The following is a 24,338-nucleotide window of genomic DNA, read 5'->3' as shown; positions in this document are numbered from 1 at the left end:
TTCAGATAAACCTCGCTTTTAACCGGTTGGTTGCGCCTGTTTCATACCACCTCCTGAAGCCGTTACCGGAGGTGGTCAAGATAGGTCAGAGCCGCTTCCCAGGCCATTTCGTCATCTTTGCGCTCGATAATATCGGGCTACCAATGCAGTCTATAGTAAGCCGTTTTCTCTCGCCAAGCCATAAATTATAATATCTTTTTTAGAGTATCATTGTCAACATTAGAAATCTTGTGAACTTGTCACATATTATTTCTTTTCGGTGATACTTTAGAGGCATGGATTTTTATTTAGGCGTAACAGACTATCGTTGGTATAACTATTTAAGCGATCGAGCTCCAGAAGATGTGAATTTCTGGCAGCCCGGTGGCCGGAGTGCCTTTCGCGTTCTCAAACCCGGTGGAGCATTCCTCTTTAAATTGAAGCATCCACATAATGCTATCGCAGGAGTCGGCTTTTTTACTGTTCAAGAACAGCTTCCACTCTCATTAGCATGGGACACTTTTCAAACCCGTAACGGCTTTGACACACTAGAGCAATTTAGAGCGGTTATCCAACAATACCGTGGCACTTCGGAGCGAAACCCTGTCATTGGCTGTATTGCCTTAACTAATCCTGTGTTTTTCAAACGGGAAGATTGGATACCTGCTCCTGCTGATTGGGGGAAAAGTATTGTTCAAGGAAAGAAATACAGTACGCTCGAGTATACTGGTGCTGCTTTATGGCAGCAGATAGAGTCAATTCTCGCTAAATACTTGACTGCTATTCCCAATATTCAGGACGCTTTTACTGTGGCTGAAGATATGCCACAGTATGACAATTCAGTTTTACGCAAAGTACGACTTGGTCAGGGTGCTTTCCGACTATCAGTAATGGATGCATACCAAAAGCGATGCGCCATTACAGGTGAGAAAACCTTGCCCGTTTTAGAAGCAGCTCATATCAAGCCATTTTCAGAATCCGGGCCAAATCAGATAATTAATGGCTTACTGTTGCGTTCGGACATGCACAAGCTATTTGACGATGGCTATATCACCATTACAACAGACCTAAAAATTGAGGTAAGCAAACGAATTAGGGAAGAATTTGAAAATGGCAGAGAATACTACCAATACCACGGTAGAGAGCTGTTAGTAGTTCCAGAATTGGTCAAAAACAGACCTTCACCTTTGTATCTTGAATATCATAATAGCATAATTTTTCGCCCATAAGCACCGTCTATAGTTTAGTAGACCTCAAGTCTAATCTACCTCGCTAACGACTAATTGCCCTACTCAACAATGGCCGGAGGGTTTCTGGGAGATGCCGTTTATCAACGCCTACAAAGACCGCCTGGCTGCGGCTGATTCTGTAGAGTATGACTTACTGATGCAGAAAGATTACGAAACGGCTCGGGAACTCCGTCGGGAAGCTCGGCGGTGGGGGTTGCACCGGTAGACATTTAGTTGGGTGCCACCGTCGAAATGGTTCTGTATTTTGTCGAGCACATTCTCATAGCGTGCCGGGAGCTTTGTTGGCTTTTTCCTGTTGAAATATTCTCAACAATGACCCACTACGTAAAAAGGTTACGTTCATGACCGGTTTACTTTGTCTCAACGAACAGTAAACAACACAATACAATGAACGCTTTACACCGCCAACCCGCCCCGGCCCCTGCCGCCCTTTCGCTTTATTCATCCGGTCTGAGCAGACGGTTGTCGGCACAACAGTTGTTTGATGTCGAACTGGGCCTGTTTCTGCTGACGGAACTTTTGCCGACGGCCCCGCCCGCTGCCCTACCCGATCTGCTCAACGGTAGTAACATGATTGTATCCATGCTGACGACCCGCCAGCGCCGGTACCTCAAACGCGGTAAGGATTTACTGAGCCACTGCCGCCACCACACCGTCTGGCACGACCTGCTGGAGCGCTACGCAACCGCATCGAGTCCGGTGCGGGCCTTCGACATCAGCCAGGACCGCAGCCGGTTCAGCCCGCAAACCGTCGGCTTTGCCTGGAACCGGATCGTTACGCTCCGGCAGGTGCTGGCGTAGCCTGCTACTGTCGCTCACCTGACCGACATTCACATGCAGCCGCTGGTCGGGGTGGCCAAAGGATTTGAAGCGTGTCTGCCTTCAGAAGCTGGATACCCCGCCCGATCTGATCATTAACGGTGGCGACGCTAGTATGGAAGGAAGCCCACGGCCGGTCGCGGGCCGGTACCAAACGCCAGTGGCAGCGTTACCAGGACGTACTCCGCAGCGAGAATACACGGCCCGTCCTGAGCTGTGTGGGTAACCACGACTTCTGGTGCCAGACCGAAACGCAGGCCGGCTTTGAAAACGGTGGTCGCTGGGCGCTGGACAAACTGGCTATGGCGCAGCGCTACTACAACCTCCACCGCAACGGCTGGCAGCTCATTGTGCTCGACAGCGTGCAGCCCCATAAAGACGGTAGCTGGTATACAGCGTTCCTCGATGAGGAGCAGTTTACCTGGCGGCAACAGGACCTGAAGCGCACGCCCACGACCAACCCAATCCTGATCGTCTCGCACGTTTCCATCCTGGTTACCTGCGTGTTTTTCGACGGACCGCGGCTGGACAAAGACCACTGGCGTATTCCGGCCAGTTGGATGCACACCGACGCCCGTTGGATCTTTGATCTGTTTCACCGCCACCCCAACGTCAAAGCCGCCCTGAGCCGACATTTTCATTTGCAGGACCGGGTCGACGGCAATGGCGTGGTCAGCGGGGCCGGGCGGGGCCAACCAAACTATCACACAGCCGCCGGTTACGCCTGGTAGATCTGTACGATACTGGTACCATCGTTGAGAATACCTGCTTAATTTACCGCCGAACAATAACCCCCAAATGAACATTGCTCAAAAAAGGCTTGCCTTTCTGAACAATGTTCATTTTATTTGTATCGGAATTGCTACAGCATGGGTACCGCCGAACGCAAAGCGAGAGAAAAAGAAGAACTGAAAAAGCTCATTCTGGAGAGCGCGAAAAAGCTGTTTGTGGAAAAAGGCATCGAGCAGACGACTATCCGCAGCATTGCCGATGCTATTCAGTACAGTGTGGGCACGGTATACGTGTATTTCCGGGACAAAAATGCTATCCTCCACGCCCTGCACGCGCAGGGGTTTACGGCCTTGGGCAGTCAGTTTAAAGTTCTGTTCAATGTGGCAGACCCAATGGAGCGGTTGCGGGCTATGGGGCGGGTATATATCCGGTTTGCGCTGGAAAACCCGGATATGTACGACCTGATGTTTACGGTAAAAGCACCGATGGAGTTCCTGAACGATACGAACGAGGAAGAGTGGACGGAGGGCAAAACCACGTTTGATGTGCTTAAAACAACGGTGAAGGAATGCCTGGAGGCCGGGCATTTTGCCGGGCACCATCTGGAGCCGCTGTCGTTCATGATCTGGAGCCTGGTGCATGGCATGTGCAGTCTCTACATCGGGCAGCGCACCAAAGGCGTCAATCTGGAAAACCCGGCTACCATTGTGGATCAGGCGTTTGACGAGTTTTTGCTATTGATTGACAAGCCCTAATTTTTTTGCCCATATAGTGAACGTTGTTCAAGAATAAAACACAGATCAATAAAACACGTTATAATCGGATTACTTCTGATGGCTGGACATGCCATGACCTATTTTGAGACAAGGCAGTCGGACGCCATACTCGGCGAGTGGCTGTCGCCCGCCAAAGACAGCCGCATTCTGATTTACCGACAGGGAAACAAGTATTACGGAAAAATCACCTGGGGTACCGGAACATCGCCCAAAGACGAAAAGAACCCAAACCCGGCTCTGCGCAGCCGCGACCTGATTGGGTTGGTTATCCTCTCCGATTTTGAGCGCAACGGCACCGACACCTGGGAGAATGGCTCCATCTACGACCCTCGGGAAGGCAAAACGTATTCCTGCAAAATGACGCTTAAAGACCCGAAAAGCCTCAGCATCCGTGGCTATGTCGGTATACCCCTGCTGGGCCGGAGCGAAATCTGGACCCGATTTAACCAATAAAGCAATTAACTAATCAACCAAAGCCATGCAACTTAGCACATCTGAAAAGAACCGGCTGCGGCAGCAGTACGGTCCCTGGGCTATCGTCACCGGAGCCTCCTCAGGCATTGGTCTGGAACTGGCGCAGCAACTGGCCGGTGCCGGTCTGAATCTGGTCATTAACGCCCGTAAGGCCGACCGCCTGGAGCCGGTAGCCCACCAGCTGAAAACCGAATACAGCAGCAAAATCCGGGTAGTGGCCGCCGACGTCTCCGAACCGCTGGGTGTTCGGCAACTCATCGACCAGACCGCCGACCTGGATATTGGCCTGCTGGTGCTGTCGGCCGGGTACGGCACGTCGGGTCTGTTTCTCCAGTCGGACCTGGCGGAGGAGATGAACATGGTGCGGGTCAATATTGAAGCGGTGCTGGCCCTGGCGCATCACTACGGCAACCGGTTTGCCAGACAGCAGCGCGGAGGCTTGATTCTGCTCAGTTCGATGGTGGCGTTTCAGGGTGTGCCCTATGCCGCCAACTATGCTGCCACCAAAGCCTATGTCCAGTCGCTGGCCGAGGCCCTGGCCCTGGAGCTTAAACCCGCCGGGGTCGATGTGCTGGCCGCAGCTCCGGGACCGGTAAAAACCGGATTTGAGCAGCGGGCCAATATGCAGATGGGCTTCTCGCTGACGCCGGCACAGGTAGGCGTACCGATTTTGCGGGCGCTGGGCCGCCGGTCGACGGTACTGCCCGGTGGACTCACCAAACTGCTGGTGTACTCGCTGCGGACGGTGCCGCGCTGGGGCAAGGTTCGCATTATGAAACTGGTTATGGGCGGTATGACCCAGCACCAGCGTCAGGTGCCGGTCAGTGCCTGAGCATTCCGCAAGATTCGGGTTGCAGCCTGCCCGGATTCTGGCGACCTTTGGGTAAGCGAATCAACAAAAACTATGCAATCCGACCAGGTTTTCACCTATCGTCAGATCACCACCGCCATTGAGCATTTGACGGCGCATTTCCGCGAACAACCTTCCCTGGCTTCTCTGGCCGGGCAGGTCAACCTGAGCGAGTTTCACTTTCAGCGGCTGTTCAGTGAATGGGCGGGCGTGAGTCCCAAGAAATTCGGGCAATACCTGACCCTCAGCTACGCCAAAGAACAGTTGCGAACGGGTGTTCCACTAGCCGAAGCCGCCTATGGAGCCGGTCTGTCGGGCACGGGCCGGCTGCACGACCTGTTTGTCAGGCTGGAGGGCGTCACCCCCGGCGAGTTTAAGCGGGGCGGTCAGGGGTTGCAGCTGGTGTACGGCGTGTTCGAAAGCCGCTTCGGAGCCTACCTGCTGGGTACCATAAACGGTAAAATTTGTGTGCTGCACTTTTTGCAGGAGGCCGACGAGCCTGTCGACATCCTGAACCGGATGTGGCCGGAAGCCACGCTCCACCACGACCCGGCCGCGTTACAACCGCTGACGGAGCAGATTTTTCCGGCGATTGGAGTTTCCGCCCCTATCCGGCCCCTGCACGTGCTGGTCAAAGGCTCTCCGTTCCAACTCAAAGTCTGGGAAGCCCTGTTGCGCATTCCGGAAGGGCGGCTGGTCAGCTATGATGCCGTTGCCGAAGCCATTGGCCAGCCTGCCGCTTCCCGTGCGGTGGGTACCGCCATCGGCAGCAACCCGGTGGGCTACCTGATTCCCTGCCACCGCGTCATCAGGAAAACAGGTTTGTTTGGCGGGTATCGCTGGGGTTTAGTTCGCAAACAGGCCATTCTCGGCTGGGAGGCCGCTCATGTAAATGGCTGAGCCGGCCCGACTGACCATTCACGCCATAGCCACCGGTGCGGTGCGCGTCAAGGTATCGCACCGGAATTCCAGTCTGGGCTTCGGGCAGATTTTGCTGGACCCGCGCTGGACCGGCTGGATGCCAATTTATTGCTGGGTTATTGCCGCGACCACGCTCACAAGCGCCCGCTGGTGTATCTGCCCGCCCACGACCCGGAGTCCGGTTACCGGCTCATAAGCAGAAAAGCTGTACCTTAGGTCCATGTTCGACCGACTCAAGAGCAGCCTGGAGCGCCTGCTGCCCCTCACCCGCGACGAGTTTGTGTATTTTGTAACCCTGCTGACCTCCCGCAAGCTGGCGAAGCACGAGTTTTTCCTGCGGGCGGGTGAGGTGGGCCGCGAGATAGCTTTTATCAACCAGGGCTGCCTGCGGTACTACTACCTCAAAGACGGGAACGAGTTTAACGGCCAGTTTTTCTTCGAGGGCTCCTGGATTGGCGACTACCAGAGTTTCCTGACCGGCCGGCCCTCCATCCAGTACTTCGATGCGCTGGAAGATTCGGCACTGCTGGTGATGCAGTACCATGATCTGCAAAAACTCTATACAGAATTACCCAAGTTTGAGCGGTTTGGCCGGGTGCTGGCCGAAAATGTGGTTATTGGCTCGCAGCGCCGAACGGCGTCGCTGCTGTTCGATACGCCGGAAGAGCGTTACCTCAAGCTTATTCAGGAGCGGCCCAAAGTTGTGGAGCGGATTCCGCTGCACCACATTGCTTCTTACCTCGGCATCAAGCCAGAAAGCCTCTCGCGCATCCGCAAACGGCTCGCAGACAGTCGCTGACGGATATTTCTTAACTCAGGTCAAGAAAGCGGTAGCCGTACTTAACCCAAGTCAAGGCAGCCGGCCGGGGCAGCGTCCATCTTTGTCAAACTTTTTGACAAACAACCAAACGGACAACGCCCATGAAAACGACAACACTGTTACTGACCCTCAGCTTTACGGCATCAACCTTATCCACCATCGCCCAAACGACGGAGCCCACACCCGCTAAACTGCCGGTGTACGGCAACATCAGCTTCGGTTACGGCAATACATTCTTCTCGGGAACACTGGGTGAGAAAGAAACCATCAACGACGACCGGGGTTTCGGCCGCAACCAGGGCAACACCATGGCTACCTGGTTTTATCTGGCTCCCACCCATTGGAAAGGCCTCGGCGTAGGTACGGGCATTAAAGGTTTTTTTGCCACGCCCAACAATGGCGGTAATAACGAAACGTACCTCTTCAACTACTACCACGTGGGTGTTGGTGCCCGATATTACCTGCTCAGCAAAACCTTCAACAAGGGCTTTAACCTGAAGAGCAGCTTCGGCTTTGGCCAGATGACGGAGAAAATGAGGTACAACACCACCCGTGTTTACGAACACCAGTTTGCCATTGGCCGGACGCTGCTGGTTGGTGCCGGGTATTCTATCCCGGTCTTCAAAAACCGAGCGGCCCTGATCCTGGATATGGAGTACGAAACGTCCAGCCGGCGCGGTGATGTAACGGGCATCGGCGAGAACCAGCCCTTCCGCAACAGTCATATCAGTGTCAACGTGGGCCTGGGTTTCTGAGACTATGCTTTAGCTTGTCAATTTGTTCAATGGCCCGTTCGATGCGGATTTGAACACTTTTGGCCGACGATACCCAGTGGATGATGCTGCGCTGCTTGCCCGGTGTCAGTCCATGAAAGCGCTCGTTGCCTTCGTCGTCAATCGCCAGCAGCTCCTGCAACTCTTCCGGCATGGGCATCCCGTATGGGCTATCATCCTTTCGGAGGTCAATCACCAAGGGTTGTCCGAATCGGATACCGGCTTTGTCGCGGGTTTGTTTGCCAATGTTAATGAAGTACAGTCCTTCCCCTTTCGGCATCAGGCCGCACTGAAACGTGAAGCTGTCGTTGATGGTGCAAACCACCCGCGCCGAGCCTTTGGTTACGAACTGCTGCGCGATAGGGGTGCGTCGATGTAGTGCACATCACTGGGTGTAAAGTTAGCCAGTATCAGAATGCCGGTAACCGGGAGGGAGCCCAGAAAAATGATCTTAAATGGATAGAGCAGGTTTTGCTCTTCATCGCGAACAGGGTTGTTCAGTGGTGTGACAACCTGTCTACCGGGCAAAGATAAAAGATATCAGACCAGTTGATTTTGTACGGCTATTTTTACCAGAGCTGCCGTATTTTTTACCCCAAATTTTGCAAGCAGGTTTTTGCGGTGGCTATCTACGGTAAGCGGACTCACAAACAGTTTATCGGCGATCTGATTGTTGGTCCATCCTTCCGCAATCCAGGCGAGCACCTCCTTTTCGCGGGATGTCAGAATAGGAATAGGCCGGGGCAGCGGGCTGGCTACCAACACCTGCGATACCTCCGCATCCAGGTACATCTGTCCGGCACAGACCTGGCCAATAGCCTGAATGAGTTCTTCACGTGACACGTTTTTCAGCACGTACCCCGAGGCCCCCTGCTCAATCATGCGGGTAATATAGCTTCGCTCTTTAAACGTACTCATGCCAAGCACCTTCAGTCGCGGAAATTCTCGTTTAAGTTTGCCACACAGCTCAATGCCACTGAGGTCCGGCAGGTTAATGTCCAGCAGCACTACATCTACTTCGTTGGATTTCAGAAACGTCAGGGCCGTAAAGGCGTCAGTTACCGTTCCGGCAACGGTAATCTCCTCTGCCTGCTGGAGCAGCGCTTTGATGCCTTCAATAACCATTGGATGGTCGTCGACAATCAGGATGCGGGTTACCATAAGCGTTTGGTTCTGTTTAGCGGTAAGCAGTAAGCATAAACTCAACATTGACGGAGGTTCCCCGGCCGGGAGCCGACACTACATCGAGGGTGCCATTGAGGTAGTCGACCCGTGAGCGGATATTGAGCCAGCCAATACCCCGTTGTTCAGCCAGGCGGTCGGGGTCAAATCCCTGGCCATTGTCTTCTACCGTCAGGTGAAACCGCTCGCCGTCGCGAATGAGCTGCACGAGCGCCTGATCAGCATGTGCGTGTTTCTGCACATTGTTCAGCAGTTCCTGCACCAATCGGAACACGATGATTTCCGTGGATTGGGGAAGGCGCTCCTCCAGACCAAACGTCTGGTAGTCGACACTCTGCCCGCCCGACCGGTTCAGATAGTCGATGTAATCCTGGAGCGCATCTTTTAAGCCAAAGCGGACGAGCGCTTCGGGCATCATGTTGCGGGCTACCCGCCGTAGTTCCTGGATGGACGTTTCCAGGTTATCAATAACCCGGTTAAAGGCACTAACCGATGACTCCGGAAGGATCTGATTACCACTCATAGCTGTAAGCGACGATTTAATACCCGACAACATACCACCCAGACCATCGTGCAGGTCGCGGGCCAGCCGGCCCCGCTCTTCTTCCTGACCACGCAGCAGGCCCTCAGCCGCCGAGAGTTGTTTCTCCTGTTCTAATTGACGAATAAGCTGGATGTTTAACTGATTTTCCTGCTCGGCCAATTGCTGCCGGTGCCGGAAATTCCGGTAATAGAGTACCCCGATGACACCCAGCAGGCCCAGCAGCCCCGTTAAGCCGTAGATAAGGCCATTTTTTTGCCGCAGCGATAGTTCCTGAATCTGCCGTTGCTGCTCCAGCGCCAGAATTCGCGCATTTTTCTGGCGGGTCTGGTACTTCGTTTCCAACTCCTGCGTAGCCCGCAACACCGTTTCATTGACCAGGGCATTCCGGATTTCCTTCCATTGCCGGCCCCATTTTTCTCCCTCCTGCAGGTTCCCCCGCGCAATTTCTATGTCGGCCAGCAGGCGGTAAATTTCCGCTAGGTAATCGGTATATTTCTGGGCTTCGGCGATCTGCCGGGCCTTCTGACCAAGGTCATAGGCGGCTTGCCATTGCCGCTGCTCAAACCGTTCGATAGCGATTCCGTGCAGGTTCCACATCTCTATCTGTGGGTTCCGCGTGGTACGGGCCAGGGCCAGTGAACGCTGGTAGTAAGCCAGGGCCTGGCCCCTGCTACCGGCGTCGGCAGCCAGTCCTCCCAGGTTAGACAAGGCGGTGGCCACCAGCACCGGATTATCGACCCGCCGGGCAATAGTGAGGCATTTCTGCCAGTAATAGCGGCTTTTATCCGAATCGTTCAGAGCGTGATACGCTTCGGCTATCTGCTGACTGGTATACGCCATCTGCCCCTCAGCGCCGGCTTTTTCGGCCCTCTCCAGGCAGCGCAAGCCAATGTCCAGCGCTTTCTGGGGCTGCCGCAGCGCATTGTACAAATTGGCAATATTGCTTTCGATGGCGATTGGAAAAAAGGCCGGCACCTCGGCCTGATTAATTTCGTCCAGGGCCTTCAGGTACATTGATAAGGCCTGCTGCTCCTGCCCCTGTTCGTGGTACAGATTGGCCAGCGTATTGTATAGTACGCCAATAGTCCTGTGCGCTTTCAGAGGCACGGCAATGCGTAAGCCTTCCTCACAATTCCGCTTCACCTCCTCATACCTGCCTTCCGTGTACAAATACCGGTTGTAGTTGGTCAGACAATTAGCGATACCCAGTTGGTAATTGGCCGTGCGGCTTAGCAACATGGCCTTATCGATCCAGGGCCGGGCATCGGCAAACGAAGCATACAATTTACTGATGTCCAGCAGCACCTGCACCCGCACCGAATCGGTGTTCGACTGTTCATAAATGCGCAGCAGGCTATCGCGCCGGGCCACCACCTGACCCTGGCCGAAGTGGCTCAGGGCGAGCAGCAGAAAGAACGGATACCAACAGGAGCGATGCATATACGTAGACCGGATGAACGTCAACTAAGTTCATCACTTTTTTTCTTGAATGCACGCGCCAGCGTAAAAATCCCCGAAAAAGGGGAGAAAAAAATCCAGTTTTCACGGGATTGATTTACAGGGGTTTAGGAGGCAAACTTTGCAATGTCAATCGCGAACAAATCCCTTGACACAAACAATCATGAAAACCAACACCGACACAGTAGCCCAGATTTATGCCGATTTCGGGCAGGGAAATATTCCCGCCATTTTGAAACAACTTGCCGACGATGTACAGTGGGAAGCGTGGGCCGATAACTCCGCGCAGCAGCATGACGTACCCTGGCTGAAACCCCGCTTTGGCAAAGACAACGTACCCGGTTTTTTCCAGGTCGTAGGGCAAATGACCTTCATCCGATTCGAGGTACTATCCATGATGTCCGGCGGCAATCAGGTAGCCGTCGAACTATCTATTGAGACAGCTCCCTCGGCTATCAGTTTGGGAATTGCCGACGAAGAAATACACCTGTGGACCTTCAATGAGGAGGGGAAGGTGATCCGCTTCCGGCATTACGCCGACACCTACAAGCACATTCAGGCCGCTTCGGTTCACACACCACAACCTGTCAGTTAATTACCTTTTTCTCAACATATAAAATTCTCAATCTATATGAAACCGTTTTTCACAATTCTGTTCGCTATAATACTCGTCAGCCAGGCCACTGCTCAAACAACTGAAATAGAGAAAAGTGCCCGTGAATTCTATAAGGCTCTTGCCAAACGAAATCTTGATAAAGCAGCAACCTATATTGCCGATGATGCCATTGATTACGGGCAGGGGCCAACGCCGATCAAGGGTAGGGAAGCCATTATGAAAAGCATAGCTGACTTTTTTATGGCGTTTCCGGAGACCAGCATAAGCGTAGAAGGCGTCGCGGTGGAGGGCAACAAGGTATATATAAGAAACACTTTTTCGGGTGTTCAAAAAGCACCGCTGGCCGGGGTGATCCCGCCCACCAACAAATTAGTAACTTACCAGGATGTAGATATTCTGGAATTTAACCGCACCGGCAAAATAGTAGCCCATTGGGCCAGTAACCCCACAGCGGTGCTGGATCAGCTCGGGTATCATGCCTACACCAACCCAAACACGATGGCGGTTATGGACGGGTACAAACTGTTTGGAAAGGGCGATATAGCCGGCCTGCTTGCCAGTTGTACCGATGATGTTGTCTGGAATGTACTGGACAGCCCCGCAGCCGGCGTGGCCCGCGTGTACAGGGGTAAGAAGGAAGTAGGCCAGTTTTTTACCAACCTGGCCGCCGGACTGCAAATTACCCAATTTACCCCCTTCCGGTTCTTCGCCGATGGAGACGAGGTAATTGCCCTGGTCAATTGCGAGTTCAAAATGCCCGGTGACCCTAAACTGTACAAAGTATCCCTGGCTCACCACTTTACGATGCGGGATGGCCGGATCGCTTCCTTCAAAGAAATCGTGGATAAGCCGCAGGAAGTGGTCATGGCGGCAAAATAATTTAAAAATTTTGTAATATCCGGTAGCGTCCTGCGACTCATATGGCAAACAAAACAACGATAGCCATGACTGCTACCAAATCATCGTCCCGCTCCCAATCCACGCCCGTGCTCATAAACCGGCTGGTCTACGGTGGATTTGTCATACTAAGTATTTATTTCCTACTGCAAAACGATCCAGCCAATGCCCTGGTCAACCTGGGCATTGCGCTGGTGGCTGATCCGTTCAACCCATCGGTATCCTGGAAAGACCGGCCTTTCTGGCAACGCGCCTGGCTGGTTGTTCACCTGCTGGTTCTATTGACGATGCTGCTGTTTACCTGGTTCTGAAAGGCTCCAATACCCGATAGCGTATGAATACGACTCAGCCGCCAACGAAACTTACGGTGCCGATGGACAAGGCAAGTTTCTACAGCCTGGTATTTGCCCTGCCCATTACGCTTGCCCTTGCTGCCTTTTACGCTACCCGGTGGGGAGCAGCCGCCCTGAAACTGGGGTTTAGCCAGACTACCTGCAGTTTGCCGACCTTCCTGGTAGTCCTGTTCGGTGGCGTGGTGATGCACGAAGCGCTGCACGGGCTGACCTGGGCCTTCTTCGGCCGCAAACCACTGCGGACCATCAAGTTTGGCTTTCAGTGGAAAACCCTGACGCCCTACGCCCACAGCCGCGAGCCGCTGGAGATAAATGCCTATCGCCTGGGTACCGGCATGCCCGGCTTTGTCTTAGGGATACTGCCCTGGCTGATGGCACTGCTGACGGGCACACACTGGCTGGCTGCGTTCGGCTTATTCTTTACGCTCGTTGCCGGCGGAGACATGCTTATTCTGTGGCTGACCCGCCACGTAAAGGCCGGTCGGCGGGTGGCCGATCACCCCACCGAGGCCGGCTGCTCCGTGTTAGATTAACGTCTTCGGAAAACCCGTTCCCCCCGTATGCTTTCAGCGCCGGCATTCATCCAGCAGATCCGCCAACACCAGAAGATCATCCATAAGGTCTGTCACCTCTACGCCGACAGTCCGGAAGATCGCGAAGACCTGTTTCAGGAAATTCTGCTGAATGCCTGGAAAGCCAACCCCGGTTTCCGGCAGGAAGCCCGGTTCAGCACCTGGTTGTACCAGATTGCCCTGAACACGGCCATATCGTATCTCCGCAAGGAAAAACGGCGGCCGCGCCGGACCGACCTGGACCCTGAACTGCACCTGCCCGACGCGGCTGATCCAGCCGAAGCGCAGTACGCCGACCTGTACCGCGCCATCGGCCGGCTCGACAAAGTCGACAAGGCACTGGTGATGCTCTACCTGGACGATTACGATTATACGACCATCGGGCAGATGATGGGCATTACGCCCAATTATGTTGCCGTGAAAATGAGCCGCATCAAACAGCAACTCAAACAAGCCCTGCAAACCGCCTGAGCCTATGGAACTGGACGATTTCAAAACACTATACCAGGCCCGGTTTGCGCAACTGCCCGGCAAATCGGACAATGACCTGACGGCGCTCCTGCAAAAACGATCCCGCACGGCCGTGGAGCGAATCCAATACCACCTGCTTTGGGAAATCGGTATCGCCATCGCGCTCGCCCTGGTGTTGGCGGTGGTGCTGCTAACCGGCACCTCGACGACCCTGCGCTGGCTGGGCGGCTTTGGCCTGCTGATCTGCCTTGTTCAGGTGGTAAGCTTTGGCTTTCAGTACCGGCAGTTGAGCCGGCGGCTTCAACCGCCCGCCGGGTCGGTGAAGGCGCACCTTACGGAGATAGCGGATCTGGTTCGTCGGTTTGCCGGACTGTATTACCGCTATACCCTCATCAGCCTGCCGATTAGCTTTGTTTTCGGGGGCCTCATCGGTGCCACCGCCGACGATACCGACCCCGCCGTTTCGCTAGTGCCGGCCCACATGTCGCTCTGGCAGCTTGGGCTGCTATTGCTGGCTGCCGCCGGTCTGATGCTGGGTATGGTTTACTTCCTGAAATGGTACATTCACCGGCTGTACGGCCGCTACCTGACGGAACTGGAGCGCTGCCTCGACGAATTGAACGAAGTGCCAGAGCGATGAACCGGTTCACGCACCGGTTCATCGCTCTGGCAGGCACTCCATCTGTTACTCGTTGCGTAAACTTGTCACCGGGTTCGTCAGGGCCGCTTTTATGGTCTGAAAACTGACGGAGGCCAGGGCAATCAGGATGGCAGCCAGACCAACGCCGGCGAATACCCAGCCGCTGAGTTCGATGCGAACGGCGTAGTTGTTCAGCCACTGCTGCAGGCCAAAACCGGCGAGGGGCAGCGCAATAGCTAAGGCAATCAGCACGAGTTTAAGAAAGTCACGCGAGAGCAGCAGCACAATCCCCACTACACTTGACCCCAGGATTTTACGAATCCCGATTTCCTTGGTACGCTGCTCAATCACCAGAATCGCAACGGCAAACAGCCCGATGCAGGACAGCAGAATGGCAACGCCCGCAGCCAGACTGAATACCTGGGAGAGCTTAGTTTCGTTATCGTACCACTCCGCCACATTCTCATTCAGGAATGAACCCATAAACTCCGACTGAGGAGCCACCTCGTTCCAGGCCTGTTTGATCAGTTCCATCGACCGCATCAGGTTGTTCGGCGCTATCCGGACGAATACGTAGCGAATCGGATCCGTGGCGGAGAGGTGTATGGTGATGGGCCGGGTGCCGTCGGCTACCGAATACAATTGAAAATCGGAGACCACGCCAATAATCTGCGATGGTGATAATAACCCGGTTTACCGAATCGGCCGGATACGCCGGGTTGAAATCCCGACCAATATCAGGAAACGATGCAGACGAGTATCGAGCGCTAAAGCATTGGGACAGGTAAAAAACGATGTAGATGCCCGACAGGTAGCCTGCTTTGTGCTGGCCGGCTATAATGGTATCCGGAGCATGGTCAAACTGCTGGGACCGTCGTACGTAAGCGCTTCTCCGGGTTTGCCAGGGGTGCTTTACTGACCCAGAAACTAACAGTTTTGCTTGGTTGGTAAGCCTGAAGTCCTGTTTTGTTGTTATCTTTGAAAAAACAGTTGCGGTGCCCGATATTGCTATTTATCTAAAACTGGACATTGACTTTCTGCACGATGAGCTATAATGACAGACATACCGCTGACCGTTATTGAAATTGTATCACCGTCGCAGGCGGACACCGAAATTCTGGCCAAGTTTGAGCAATACTTCAACGCGGGTGTCAAGTCCTGCTGGCTGGTCATGCCGAGTTTGAAAGCCATTGCTGTTTACTCGGCCATCGGGCAATATGAGTTCTTCAAAGAAAATACCACATTAGTTGACTGGGCAACCGGGATTGAGATACCCTTGAATGAAGTGTTTGTGTGATTATTTTACCCCGCCCGCAAACTCTTCACCGGATTGGTCAGCGCAGCCCGGATGCTCTGGAAACTCACCGTCAGCAACGCAATGCCCATCGCCAGCAGCCCCGCCAGGGCAAATACCCACCATTCAATAGTTACTTTGTAGGCGAAGTCCTGTAGCCACTGGCCGGCAGCGTACCAGGCAATGGGGGTAGCCATTACAATGGCAATCAGCACCAGTTTCAGAAAGTCGAAACTGAGCATGGAGACGAGGCTTGCGACGGAAGCGCCCAGTACTTTACGAATACCTATTTCTTTGGTCCGCTGCTCAGCCGTAAACATAGCCAGCCCAAACAGGCCCATGCACGAGATCAGAATGGCAACAGCCGTGGCGGTATTGACGAGTTGACCTGTTTTCTGGTCCTTTTCATACAGCCGCGCAATCGAATCATCGAGAAAGGTATAGGCAAACTTCTCGTCGGGATATACCGCCTGCCATGCTTTTTCAACAGCCGCCAGCGTAACGGTTGCATCACTTAGCTTCCGGCCTTTGGTGGCCAGTTTCACGGCTATATTCCTGGACAGGTTCGGTATATAGGCGATAAACGTGGACTGGATGGGCCGGTGCAGCGACTCCTCGTGAAAATCAGCAACCACACCTGCAATGGGGTAATCCTTGCCGTTGAAGTTCAGGAGCTTGCCGACGGCTTCGGCCGGCTGTTTAAAGCCCAGCGCTTTGGCATACGTTTGATTAATCACCAGCTCCCGCAGCGTGTCGGTGGGCAGAAAATTACGCCCGGCAATCAGCCGCAACTGGTAAAGCGGGATAAAATTTTCATCACCTACCTTCGCCGATGCATCGGTCTCCACTTCTGTTTTGCCCCGGTATTTGAGCTTGGTGAGCATGTACCCCTCGCCCATGGGCGGAAACCACTGCATAGCCACGCGGTCGACACCGGAAAGCTGCCTGATCTGCTCAGCGAGTACCGCACTTTTCTCATCATGCGGGGTATCAATCAACACAATGGCGTCGGTCGTAAAGCCCAGGTCTTTATCCCGCATAAAATTAAGCTGGCGGCTTACCATGATCGTGCCGACAATAAATACCAGCGAGACCGTAAACTGAAAGACTATCAAACCCTGGCGCAGGTACCCTTTCTGATTCCCCAACAAACCCGTATGCCCTTTCAGCGCCTGCGCGGGCCGGTGAGCAGATAGTACCCAGGCAGGATAGAAGCCGGACAGCAGGGTAGTTGCCCCCGTGAGCGCCAGCAGGAAAAGCAGAATCTGCGGGTTGAACACCGTAAATACAACACCTTTGGGAATAAACGATTGGTAGGCCGCAAGAACCGGCTTCGTCAGCAGCAGGGCGATGCCGACAGCCAATGTCGTCAACAGGAAGGTCTCACTGATAAACTGCGCGAGCAGACTTCCCCGGCTACCGCCCAGTACTTTACGCATACCGACTTCCCGCGTGCGTTGCACCGACTGGGCCGTGGCCAGATTGATAAAGTTGATAGCGGCAATGAGCAGAATAAATACCGCTACGCCCATCAGGCCATAGAGCGTGGGCAGGTGCGCCTTTCGCGAGTAGTTATCCTGGTAAGAGGCATTGAAGTGCAGGTCCGCCAGGGGCTGTAGTAATGGTACGAGCCGAAAGTCGCCGGTTCCCCGGTTTGGCCCGAAATGGTTCTTAGAAAAGGTAAGCAGCCGGGCGTCAACCTCGGCGGGCGTTGAGCCCTTAGCCAGTTTCACAAAGGTTTGAGAAGCCGACCAGATGTCATTCCATTCATCCAGGTTAATTTCCCGTTTCAGCAAACTGGCCCGAATGGTAGCTGCCGAGATGAAATCGGTGAACGTAAAATCCGTGTTATGCGTCCATTCGTTGACTATACCACTTACGGTCGTCCGGACCGAATCGCGGTAGATTACTTCCCGACCCAGCATGGCAGTCAGCGGGATGTCGCCGAAATACAGACGGGCCTTTTGCTCAGACAGGACTACTTTAAAAGGCTCAGTGAGGGCTGTATGCGGGTTACCGGCCAGCCATTCGTACCGGAAAATGGCAAAGTACTGCGGCTCGGCAATAATGATTTGCGCCTGGTCGGTTCCCAACGTTTTTTCGTCGAACCGCTTCACTTCCTGAGTCCCGTCGGGTACCAGGACATGGGAACGCAAATTGTGAAAAGCGGCCACCGTCTCCAGGCCCGGCACCTCGTCCCGAATGGCTTTGGGTGCCGCCCGTGGTATAAATCCGATGGGATGGTCTTCGTCGGATTTCCCCATTCGGGCCTTCCCCACCACCCGGTAAATGCGTTCACTATCCGGGTGAAAGGTATCGAAGCTTAATTCAAAGCTGGTAATGACGTAGATAACCAGACAGGCCGTTACGCCTATGGTAAGCCCCAGCAGATTGATAAGCGTGCTTACCCGGTGTTTGACCAGATTGCGGAAAGCTGTTCTCAGGTAATTTTGAAGCATGGCAGGTTGAATTATGAACGGTTGTGGATATTCTTTTTCTTTACGCTTAATCACATAAGGCCGCACAAAGCCCAGCACCTCCCGCCAGTAGCGCCACCGCGCCCGGCGTTCACCCAAATGCCCGACCTGATACGCGAACTCTTCGTGCAGATCGCCCTGTAAGGCTTCCAGCAAGTCCGGAGCGACGAACCACTCCAGCAGGCGGTCGGCTAAGCGGGGTGGGCGGTAGTGAGGGTCGGGGGTTCCGGTGCGAGTCATTGGGAATTTTGTTATCTTTGAAAAAAATGCATCAGGTTATGGAAACTGCTGTTCATCAACTTTCTCAATACGAACTTGAACGGGGAAAACCCATGCCGAACACTACCCATTCAATCATCCAGTCGAACCTTATTGTTGCACTAAAAAACCTGTACAAACAGCAGTATCGGATACTCTCAGAACTGACCCTGGACACGCCACCCAACGGCTCTACCCCTGATGTGGTCATTTATCCATATTTTGACGCGGACTTTACAATCGAATACCCAGCCAGGCGTTCCGATCCGCCATTGGTAACGATTGAAATCCAATCGCCGTCGCAGAGCCTGGATGAAATGATTGACAAGGCGAATATCTACTTTGAGTTCGGCGTGAAATCGTGCTGGATTGTGCAGCCCCGAATCAAAGCCATTTTTGTGTTCGACCAGCCCAATCATTACCACTTCTTCCATTACGACGATATTCTCCGCGACCCAAACCTGAACATCGAACTGCCCCTGTCCACGATATTCGAGTAACGTACGCTCCACCAAATCCATAGTCATAGTCTCCGGACTTTCATAACCCAATAGCCAATTTAGGGTTAGCCGGCACCCCACTCCACAATTGCGCCCGCACCGCCTTGATGTCATGCAACGTGCGGTAGCCGTAGGCCGTTACGGTAAACAGCAGCTTCCGGCGGCCACCGCGCTCGGGTGTGGGGTCGCCCAGCCGCGAGGCCACCATGCCTTTTTCCTGCAAGCGGTGCAAGGCCGCCTGGACCTGATTGAGCCGTACGGAGCGGTCGGTTTCCTCGTTGATTTTATGCGTCAGGGCTACGCCGTACGCTTCCCCGTCCAGGCTCGCGACCAGCAGCAGCACAATTTCTTCAAACTCGCCCAAGTAGGTCCGTTTCATCGCTATTACAATATAATCTAATTTTGCTGAGCAAATACGTTGCCAATCAGGCTGAATCTCTGCCTGTGTAGCCGAAAAGGGTTTTTGCTGTCATTTGGCGGGGCCCACTGTCCGGTAGCGGACACCTACATGTACGCTTCAGGACAGTAAGGTGCGGATGGTGGAAACGTTACATTGAGTCAATAACCCCCGCCGATTGTTGTTTCCCGGTGATTGGTCGTTATCTTGGGAGATATTCCATTATTCTCTATCGATACGCATGAAAAACCATTTAGTAGTCGCTGGTTTGCTGCTGGGCAGCTCGGTGCTGGCCTACGGGCAGACCGAAAAACTCGATATGGCAACCCTCGACAAGATTCGCCAGGAAGGGCAGCAACGGTCGCAGGTGATGGAAACGGCTTTTTACCTCACCGATGTCAACGGGCCGCGTCTGCAGGGGCCTGGCTTTGTAAAAGCCGCCAACTGGAGCAAAGACAAACTGGCCGCTTGGGGTTTGCAGAATGCCCGGCTTGAGGCCTGGGGCGACTGGGGCAAAGGCTGGACCGTGGAACGCTGCTATTTTGCCATGACCGCGCCGTATTACAAGTCGATCATTGCCGTGCCCCGCGCCTGGAGCGGCAGCACCAACAAACTACAGACGGCCGACATTCTGTTTATCAGCGACACCGATACCACTGCGCTGGAAAACTACAAAGGCAAGCTTAAAAACAAGATTATCCTGATTGACCAGTCGTATAAAGTGACGCCCTCGTTCACCGGCGATGCCGACCGCTTTACCGACGAGGAATTGCAAAAGATGGCCAGCGAAACCGCCGGACCACGCGGGCAGCGGATGCAGGGCGACTCGGCCATGCGACGGCGCCTGATGGCCATGCGGGTGGGTAACCTCTTCAACCAGAAAATGCGCAAGATGGCCAAAGCGGAGGGAGCCGTAGGCATTCTGAACAGCACACAGAACAGCAAGGACGGTACGCTCTTCGTCAGCGGTGACTACGCCAACGCGGCTCTGGGCGCTACGCCCGACGACCTGGCCGACCTGTCCATTTCGGTAGAAGATTACCTGATGCTTTGCCGGCTGATGAAAGCCAACGTACCCGTGAAGCTGGAACTGGACGTGAAAACCAAATTCTTCGCCGATGACATCAAAGGGTATAACGTACTGGCCGACATTCCCGGCACCGACCCCAAACTGAAGGACGAAGTGGTGATGCTGGGTGCCCACCTCGACTCCTGGCATGCCGCCACCGGGGCCACCGACAATGCAGCCGGCAGCTCCGTGATGATGGAGGCCGTGCGCATTCTGAAAGCCATTGGCGTAAAACCCCGCCGAACCATCCGCCTGGCCCTGTGGAGTGGCGAAGAGCAGGGCCTGCACGGCTCGAAGAACTACGTAACGAATCACCTGGTCAACGCCACCACCAACCAGTTGACCAAAGAAGGACAGAACGTAGCCGCTTACTTCAACGTCGATAACGGAACGGGCAAAATTCGGGGGATTTACCTGCAGGGCAACGAAGCCGCCGGCCCTATTTTCGCGCAGTGGCTGAAGCCCTTCAACGACCTGGGCGCAACGACCGTCACGATTCAGAATACGGGCGGCACCGACCACCTGTCGTTCGACCGGTACGGCATACCGGGTTTTCAGTTCATTCAGGACCCCATTGAATACAGTACCCGGACGCACCACACAAACATGGACACCTACGATCACCTGCAGCCCGACGATCTGAAGCAGGCGGCAATCATTGTGGCCGGCTTTGTGTACAACGCGGCCATGCGCGACCAGAAAATTCCGGCCAAACAGCCCGCTACGGCGCAGCAAGCCACCCGGTAACGCTGTGCCCGAGTGCCGCATTACCGGCTTTTAAGGCGGTTGTAGCCAACAGGCCCGACCGCCTTTTTCTTCGGTGCTCCATAGGGCCAGGCCCTGGGCCTCCCCTATTCGAATACCCGCCGGATATAGTTGATCTGACCCAGATGATAGGACAAATGAGCCGCTAAATGAAGCAGGAAGAAGCCTGTTTTCATGGAATAGCCGAAGACCGCTTCGGGGTATATTTCGTCTAACGTAGCGGCATCCATCGAACGTAGCGTGGTGGTCACGATGGCTTTTGTCTGCTCAACCTGCGCCAGCAACTCCTGCTTCGGAATACCGGTCAGGCTGAACTCGGCATCACGGTCCCTGCTGTACGGATGTCCGCCGATGTTCTTGCCGATATAGGTGTTGAGGTTGCCGACCAGATGCAGGCACAGATTACCCGCCGAATTCTTGATACTACCGGTCGTTTGCCATACATGGGACTCTTCCTGAAAAGCGTCGATTTCTGCCTGGAGCCGGTCCAGGTCTCGTTCGTAAATGGCCGTAAATGCGTCAATCACGGGAGGAGTAGGTTATGCAGATGAATCAATGAGGAACAGGCACTCGCGCTGTAATTTGGCCGGCCGCGCCGGTAAAGGTAACAGTTTGGTAATCGATTAACTACGGTCTACGCTTACCTTTATACATCAGCCCGTATTCAGTTTCTTCGCAATATATCTATGCGCAACCACCTTTACCTCCTCCCCTTTGTCCTGCTGCTGACCGTTCCGGTCCTGGCGCAGAAAAAAGCCCACCGGCACCCTTCCGATAAGCGAACACTGGCCGACACGCTGCCGGTTGTTATGCCATACAACCGGCTCATCGACGCGGCCGGTACCGCGCTGTTCTTTGGCGATCCGAAACTGGAAAATCATACCCTCGACCTGACACCCATCCCCAATACGTCCCAACTCGTTATCGAGGACCGCTACGGCATGGCGGTACTGGACCGTACCACCCGGAAGATTATCTACCGCTGGAGTCTCAGCGAGGCCCCGGCCACCAAAGGGCTGATGAGCACCTTCTCCGGCATCGAAGCCTTTGTGTTCCGGGGGCAGACATACCTGGTCTGGGGGGCGTCTGAACGGGAAAAAGGCCGGTCGGGCGTAGTGATTGCCACCTGGGCGAACGGCAAAATCGGGACGGTTGAGCTGCTGCCGTTCGGGCCGACGGCTCCGTCGCCCCTGTCGCTGCCCAACGATGTAGCCGTGCGGATGGAAGGCGACGACTGCTTCCTGTACATTGCCCTGAACGGCAACAACCAACTGGTGAAAGTCCGGCTGGCCGACCGCCAGACGGTCTGGACCGCACCCACCGGCGTAGCGCCCTATGGGGTAGCCCTGGCGGGTAGCCGCGTATTTGTGACCAACTGGGCCGGACCCGTTCCCGACGCTAACACTACCCTCGAAACGGCCGGGGTGCCGTGGGGGCAAGCCTATACCGACCCCCGCACCGGCGCTATTGCGCGGGGTACGGTATCGGTCATCGATCAGGCTACGGGCCGGGTCGAAACGGAACTGGCCGTCGGGCTGCACCCCAATGCTATTCTGGCCAGTCCCGACGAGCGGTTTCTGTACGTCGCCAACGGCAACAGCGATCATATTTCGGTGATCGATGCGCAGCGCCGGCAGGTGACCGACTCTATTTTTGTGGGCCTGTTTGGTGAACAGACGCGCTACGTGGGCAGTAGTCCCAACGCCCTGGCGCTCGATGCCGCCGGAACCACCCTGTACGTAGCCAACGGGCTCGACAATGCCGTTGCAGTGGTGTCGCTGGCCGGCGCACCGGCGGGTGGCAACCGCGTCCGGGGGTATATTCCCACGCAGGCGTATCCATCGGGCCTGGTCCGGCTCGACAATGAACTCTACGTTACTAACCTGGAAGCCACCGGTGCCCGTGCGCTTACCTCCGTGGAGCAGGCCGGGGGCCGGAACGCCGGCCGCAAGGCATTCAACTCCCACCGGCAACTGGCGTCTTTCTCCATCATTCCCGTGCCGACCGAGACCGAGCTGAACGCCTATACCGAGCGGGTTCGGAAGCTGAGCCTGCAATTCCGGCTGGCGTTGGCGGAGCGGCTACCGCGCCCGAACGCCAAACCCCGGCCGGTACCGGAACGCATCGGCGAGCCGTCGGTATTTCAGCATGTGGTATACATCATCAAGGAAAACCGCACTTACGATCAGGTGCTGGGCGATATGCCCGAAGGCAACGGGATGCCCTCGCTCTGCGTGTTCGGCGATAGCGTAACGCCCAATCAGCACAAACTGGCGCGGGACTTTGTCTTGCTCGACAACTATTATGTTTCCGGCAAATCGTCGGCGGAGGGGCACCACTGGGCCGATGCCGCTATGGTCACCGATTATACCGAAAAAAGTGTCCGGGCCTGGTTCCGCTCGTACCCGCACGTGCTGTACGATGCCCTGGTGTACAACAAGAACGGACTCATCTGGAACAACGCCCTCGACCACGGCAAAACCGTACGGGTCTACGGCGAAGCCTGCACCTGCGAATATGATAAGCAGCAGTACGACTGGCTCAAACTCTACCGGATGCGGCAGGCCGGTCAGTCGTTTGCGTTTACCAACACCACCACCATTGCGCGGGTGCGGCCGATTCTGGCAATGGACTTCCCCGGCTGCGACGACGAATCCATCAGCGACCAGATGCGGGCCGACGCCTTCATCAAAGAGCTGAACGAAGCCGCTGCCCGCCCCGGCGATACCTGGCCGAACCTGATGGTGATGTCGCTACCCAACGACCATACCGCCGGCATGAGCCCCAAATTCCCGACGCCCCGCGCTATGGTAGCCGACAACGATCTGGCCGTTGGCCGCATGGTAGAGGCCATCCTGAAAAGCCGGTTTGCGGCCAATACAGTCATTTTTATCACGGAAGATGACTCCCAGGCGGGGTGGGATCATGTCTCGGCCTACCGCACCACAGGCTTTGTCATCAGCCCCTACTCACGGCTCCGGCGTACCATCTCGACCAACTACAACCAGACGTCGATGGTCCGCACAATCGAGCAGATTCTGGGTTTGCCGCCCATGAACGTGATTGATGCCACCGCCCTGCCCATGTTCGATTGCTTCGTTGATAAGCCGGATATGACCACCTACGAAGCCCTGCCCAACCGGGTGCCGCTCGACGAGATGAACAAACCGTTGTCGGCGCTTAGAGGCAAAGCACGGCACTACGCCCGACAGTCGAAGGAAGAAGCCGAAGAAGGCATCGATACTGGCGAAGATGCCCTGAACAACCGCATTCTGTGGTTCTGGGCAAAAGGCAATACGCCCTATCCGCAGGGGCGCTGAAACCGGATTACAGGGCTGGCCGATCTGATGCTATGCCTTGGGAGCCGACCGGTTGCCGATGTCGATATGGTAAAAGCGCTGGGTCTGGTCGTCGAACACTTGGCAGCAATCCAGATAAAGCCGTTGAGGTC

30 protein-coding genes are annotated in these 24,338 nt (G+C 54.9%); 22 read left to right on the top strand and 8 right to left on the bottom strand.

Features of this window, described 5'->3' with window-relative positions; all coding sequences use genetic code 11:
* The first annotated feature begins 275 nt into the window (after positions 1–275).
* The 11 genes from ABD931_RS13145 (at position 276) to ABD931_RS13095 (ending at position 7,376) form a co-directional block, all read left to right on the top strand.
* On the top strand, positions 276–1,208 hold the full coding sequence (locus ABD931_RS13145) for an HNH endonuclease (RefSeq protein WP_345267793.1): 933 nt from the start codon (positions 276–278) through the stop codon (positions 1,206–1,208).
* Positions 1,209–1,299: 91 nt separating this feature from the next.
* Entirely contained in the window at positions 1,300–1,434 is a 135-nt protein-coding gene (locus ABD931_RS13140; RefSeq protein WP_345267790.1) for a hypothetical protein, read from the top strand.
* A 182-nt stretch (positions 1,435–1,616) separates the two neighbouring features.
* A complete protein-coding gene (locus ABD931_RS13135) occupies positions 1,617–2,030 on the top strand; it encodes a pPIWI_RE_Z domain-containing protein (RefSeq protein ID WP_345267788.1) in 414 nt (137 codons plus the stop codon).
* A 119-nt stretch (positions 2,031–2,149) separates the two neighbouring features.
* Entirely contained in the window at positions 2,150–2,779 is a 630-nt protein-coding gene (locus ABD931_RS13130) for a metallophosphoesterase family protein (protein WP_345267786.1), read from the top strand.
* 138 nt (positions 2,780–2,917) lie between these two features.
* Positions 2,918–3,535: a TetR/AcrR family transcriptional regulator gene (locus ABD931_RS13125; RefSeq protein ID WP_345267784.1), complete on the top strand. Its 618-nt coding sequence runs from the start codon at positions 2,918–2,920 to the stop codon at positions 3,533–3,535.
* Positions 3,536–3,628: 93 nt separating this feature from the next.
* The gene (locus ABD931_RS13120) at positions 3,629–4,009 is read left to right on the top strand and encodes a DUF2147 domain-containing protein (protein WP_345267782.1); all 381 of its coding nucleotides are present in this window, start codon (positions 3,629–3,631) and stop codon (positions 4,007–4,009) included.
* Positions 4,010–4,034: 25 nt separating this feature from the next.
* Complete coding sequence (locus tag ABD931_RS13115; protein WP_345267780.1) at positions 4,035–4,862, top strand: SDR family NAD(P)-dependent oxidoreductase; 828 nt, start codon at positions 4,035–4,037, stop codon at positions 4,860–4,862.
* Positions 4,863–4,934: 72 nt separating this feature from the next.
* A complete protein-coding gene (locus ABD931_RS13110) occupies positions 4,935–5,780 on the top strand; it encodes a methylated-DNA--[protein]-cysteine S-methyltransferase (protein ID WP_345267778.1) in 846 nt (281 codons plus the stop codon).
* Positions 5,773–5,997 (top strand): hypothetical protein, encoded by a 225-nt coding sequence (locus ABD931_RS13105; protein ID WP_345267776.1) that lies wholly within the window; start codon positions 5,773–5,775, stop codon positions 5,995–5,997. The genes ABD931_RS13110 and ABD931_RS13105 overlap by 8 nt, the downstream gene beginning before the upstream one ends.
* Before the next feature lie 24 nt (positions 5,998–6,021).
* Positions 6,022–6,600 carry a Crp/Fnr family transcriptional regulator gene (locus ABD931_RS13100; RefSeq protein WP_345267774.1) on the top strand — a complete coding sequence of 193 codons (579 nt, stop codon included), beginning with the start codon at positions 6,022–6,024 and terminating at the stop codon, positions 6,598–6,600.
* Between the two features lie 122 nt (positions 6,601–6,722).
* Positions 6,723–7,376: a hypothetical protein gene (locus ABD931_RS13095; protein WP_345267773.1), complete on the top strand. Its 654-nt coding sequence runs from the start codon at positions 6,723–6,725 to the stop codon at positions 7,374–7,376.
* On the opposite strand, the gene ABD931_RS13090 is transcribed toward ABD931_RS13095, so the two are convergent.
* The 4 genes from ABD931_RS13090 to ABD931_RS13075 are packed head-to-tail and all read right to left on the bottom strand — an operon-like array spanning position 7,354 to position 10,560.
* Complete coding sequence (locus ABD931_RS13090; RefSeq protein WP_345267771.1) at positions 7,354–7,719, bottom strand: YdeI/OmpD-associated family protein; 366 nt, start codon at positions 7,717–7,719, stop codon at positions 7,354–7,356. The genes ABD931_RS13095 and ABD931_RS13090 overlap by 23 nt on opposite strands.
* 17 nt (positions 7,720–7,736) lie before the next feature.
* Complete coding sequence (locus tag ABD931_RS13085; RefSeq protein WP_345267770.1) at positions 7,737–7,922, bottom strand: hypothetical protein; 186 nt, start codon at positions 7,920–7,922, stop codon at positions 7,737–7,739.
* A 12-nt stretch (positions 7,923–7,934) separates the two neighbouring features.
* On the bottom strand, positions 7,935–8,555 hold the full coding sequence (locus ABD931_RS13080) for a response regulator (protein WP_345267768.1): 621 nt from the start codon (positions 8,553–8,555) through the stop codon (positions 7,935–7,937).
* A 16-nt stretch (positions 8,556–8,571) separates the two neighbouring features.
* Positions 8,572–10,560 carry a tetratricopeptide repeat-containing sensor histidine kinase gene (locus tag ABD931_RS13075; RefSeq protein ID WP_345267764.1) on the bottom strand — a complete coding sequence of 663 codons (1,989 nt, stop codon included), beginning with the start codon at positions 10,558–10,560 and terminating at the stop codon, positions 8,572–8,574.
* Positions 10,561–10,741: 181 nt separating this feature from the next.
* Here ABD931_RS13075 and ABD931_RS13070 point away from each other — a divergent pair, with 181 nt between their 5' ends.
* The 6 genes from ABD931_RS13070 (at position 10,742) to ABD931_RS13045 (ending at position 14,127) form a co-directional block, all read left to right on the top strand.
* Complete coding sequence (locus ABD931_RS13070; protein ID WP_345267762.1) at positions 10,742–11,173, top strand: nuclear transport factor 2 family protein; 432 nt, start codon at positions 10,742–10,744, stop codon at positions 11,171–11,173.
* A 36-nt stretch (positions 11,174–11,209) separates the two neighbouring features.
* Entirely contained in the window at positions 11,210–12,073 is an 864-nt protein-coding gene (locus ABD931_RS13065; RefSeq protein WP_345267760.1) for a nuclear transport factor 2 family protein, read from the top strand.
* 65 nt (positions 12,074–12,138) lie between these two features.
* The gene (locus ABD931_RS13060) at positions 12,139–12,402 is read left to right on the top strand and encodes a hypothetical protein (RefSeq protein WP_345267758.1); all 264 of its coding nucleotides are present in this window, start codon (positions 12,139–12,141) and stop codon (positions 12,400–12,402) included.
* Between the two features lie 23 nt (positions 12,403–12,425).
* Complete coding sequence (locus tag ABD931_RS13055) at positions 12,426–12,977, top strand: DUF3267 domain-containing protein (protein ID WP_345267756.1); 552 nt, start codon at positions 12,426–12,428, stop codon at positions 12,975–12,977.
* Positions 12,978–13,004: 27 nt separating this feature from the next.
* Positions 13,005–13,487 (top strand): RNA polymerase sigma factor, encoded by a 483-nt coding sequence (locus ABD931_RS13050; protein WP_345267754.1) that lies wholly within the window; start codon positions 13,005–13,007, stop codon positions 13,485–13,487.
* Positions 13,488–13,491: 4 nt separating this feature from the next.
* Positions 13,492–14,127, top strand: a complete 636-nt coding sequence (locus ABD931_RS13045; RefSeq protein ID WP_345267753.1) for a DUF8845 family protein — start codon at positions 13,492–13,494, stop codon at positions 14,125–14,127.
* 45 nt (positions 14,128–14,172) lie between these two features.
* Here the strand turns inward: ABD931_RS13045 and ABD931_RS13040 are convergent, their stop codons facing one another.
* Complete coding sequence (locus ABD931_RS13040) at positions 14,173–14,787, bottom strand: ABC transporter permease (protein WP_345267751.1); 615 nt, start codon at positions 14,785–14,787, stop codon at positions 14,173–14,175.
* A 115-nt stretch (positions 14,788–14,902) separates the two neighbouring features.
* On the opposite strand from ABD931_RS13040, the gene ABD931_RS13035 reads away from it, so the two are divergent.
* A complete protein-coding gene (locus ABD931_RS13035; RefSeq protein ID WP_345267749.1) occupies positions 14,903–15,046 on the top strand; it encodes a hypothetical protein in 144 nt (47 codons plus the stop codon).
* A gap of 135 nt (positions 15,047–15,181) precedes the next feature.
* On the top strand, positions 15,182–15,424 hold the full coding sequence (locus ABD931_RS13030) for a Uma2 family endonuclease (protein ID WP_345267747.1): 243 nt from the start codon (positions 15,182–15,184) through the stop codon (positions 15,422–15,424).
* A gap of 5 nt (positions 15,425–15,429) precedes the next feature.
* Here ABD931_RS13030 and ABD931_RS13025 read toward each other — a convergent pair whose 3' ends face one another.
* Positions 15,430–18,138 (bottom strand): ABC transporter permease, encoded by a 2,709-nt coding sequence (locus ABD931_RS13025; protein WP_345267745.1) that lies wholly within the window; start codon positions 18,136–18,138, stop codon positions 15,430–15,432.
* A 38-nt stretch (positions 18,139–18,176) separates the two neighbouring features.
* On the opposite strand from ABD931_RS13025, the gene ABD931_RS13020 reads away from it, so the two are divergent.
* Positions 18,177–18,656, top strand: a complete 480-nt coding sequence (locus tag ABD931_RS13020; RefSeq protein ID WP_345267743.1) for a Uma2 family endonuclease — start codon at positions 18,177–18,179, stop codon at positions 18,654–18,656.
* Positions 18,657–18,696: 40 nt separating this feature from the next.
* On the opposite strand, the gene ABD931_RS13015 is transcribed toward ABD931_RS13020, so the two are convergent.
* The gene (locus ABD931_RS13015) at positions 18,697–19,035 is read right to left on the bottom strand and encodes a PadR family transcriptional regulator (RefSeq protein ID WP_345267741.1); all 339 of its coding nucleotides are present in this window, start codon (positions 19,033–19,035) and stop codon (positions 18,697–18,699) included.
* A 259-nt stretch (positions 19,036–19,294) separates the two neighbouring features.
* Here ABD931_RS13015 and ABD931_RS13010 point away from each other — a divergent pair, with 259 nt between their 5' ends.
* Complete coding sequence (locus ABD931_RS13010) at positions 19,295–20,869, top strand: M28 family metallopeptidase (protein ID WP_345267739.1); 1,575 nt, start codon at positions 19,295–19,297, stop codon at positions 20,867–20,869.
* A 104-nt stretch (positions 20,870–20,973) separates the two neighbouring features.
* Here the strand turns inward: ABD931_RS13010 and ABD931_RS13005 are convergent, their stop codons facing one another.
* Positions 20,974–21,414 (bottom strand): DinB family protein, encoded by a 441-nt coding sequence (locus ABD931_RS13005; protein ID WP_345267737.1) that lies wholly within the window; start codon positions 21,412–21,414, stop codon positions 20,974–20,976.
* A gap of 159 nt (positions 21,415–21,573) precedes the next feature.
* Between ABD931_RS13005 and ABD931_RS13000 the strand changes: the two genes are divergently transcribed.
* On the top strand, positions 21,574–24,207 hold the full coding sequence (locus ABD931_RS13000; RefSeq protein ID WP_345267735.1) for a bifunctional YncE family protein/alkaline phosphatase family protein: 2,634 nt from the start codon (positions 21,574–21,576) through the stop codon (positions 24,205–24,207).
* The last annotated feature ends 131 nt before the right edge of the window (positions 24,208–24,338 follow it).

The sequence above is a fragment of the Nibrella viscosa genome, assembly GCF_039541875.1.
Classification (GTDB): Bacteria; Bacteroidota; Bacteroidia; order Cytophagales; family Spirosomataceae; genus Nibrella; species Nibrella viscosa.
The sequence above is the reverse complement of the archived record's forward strand: the minus strand, read 5'-3'. Positions and strand labels throughout refer to the sequence as shown.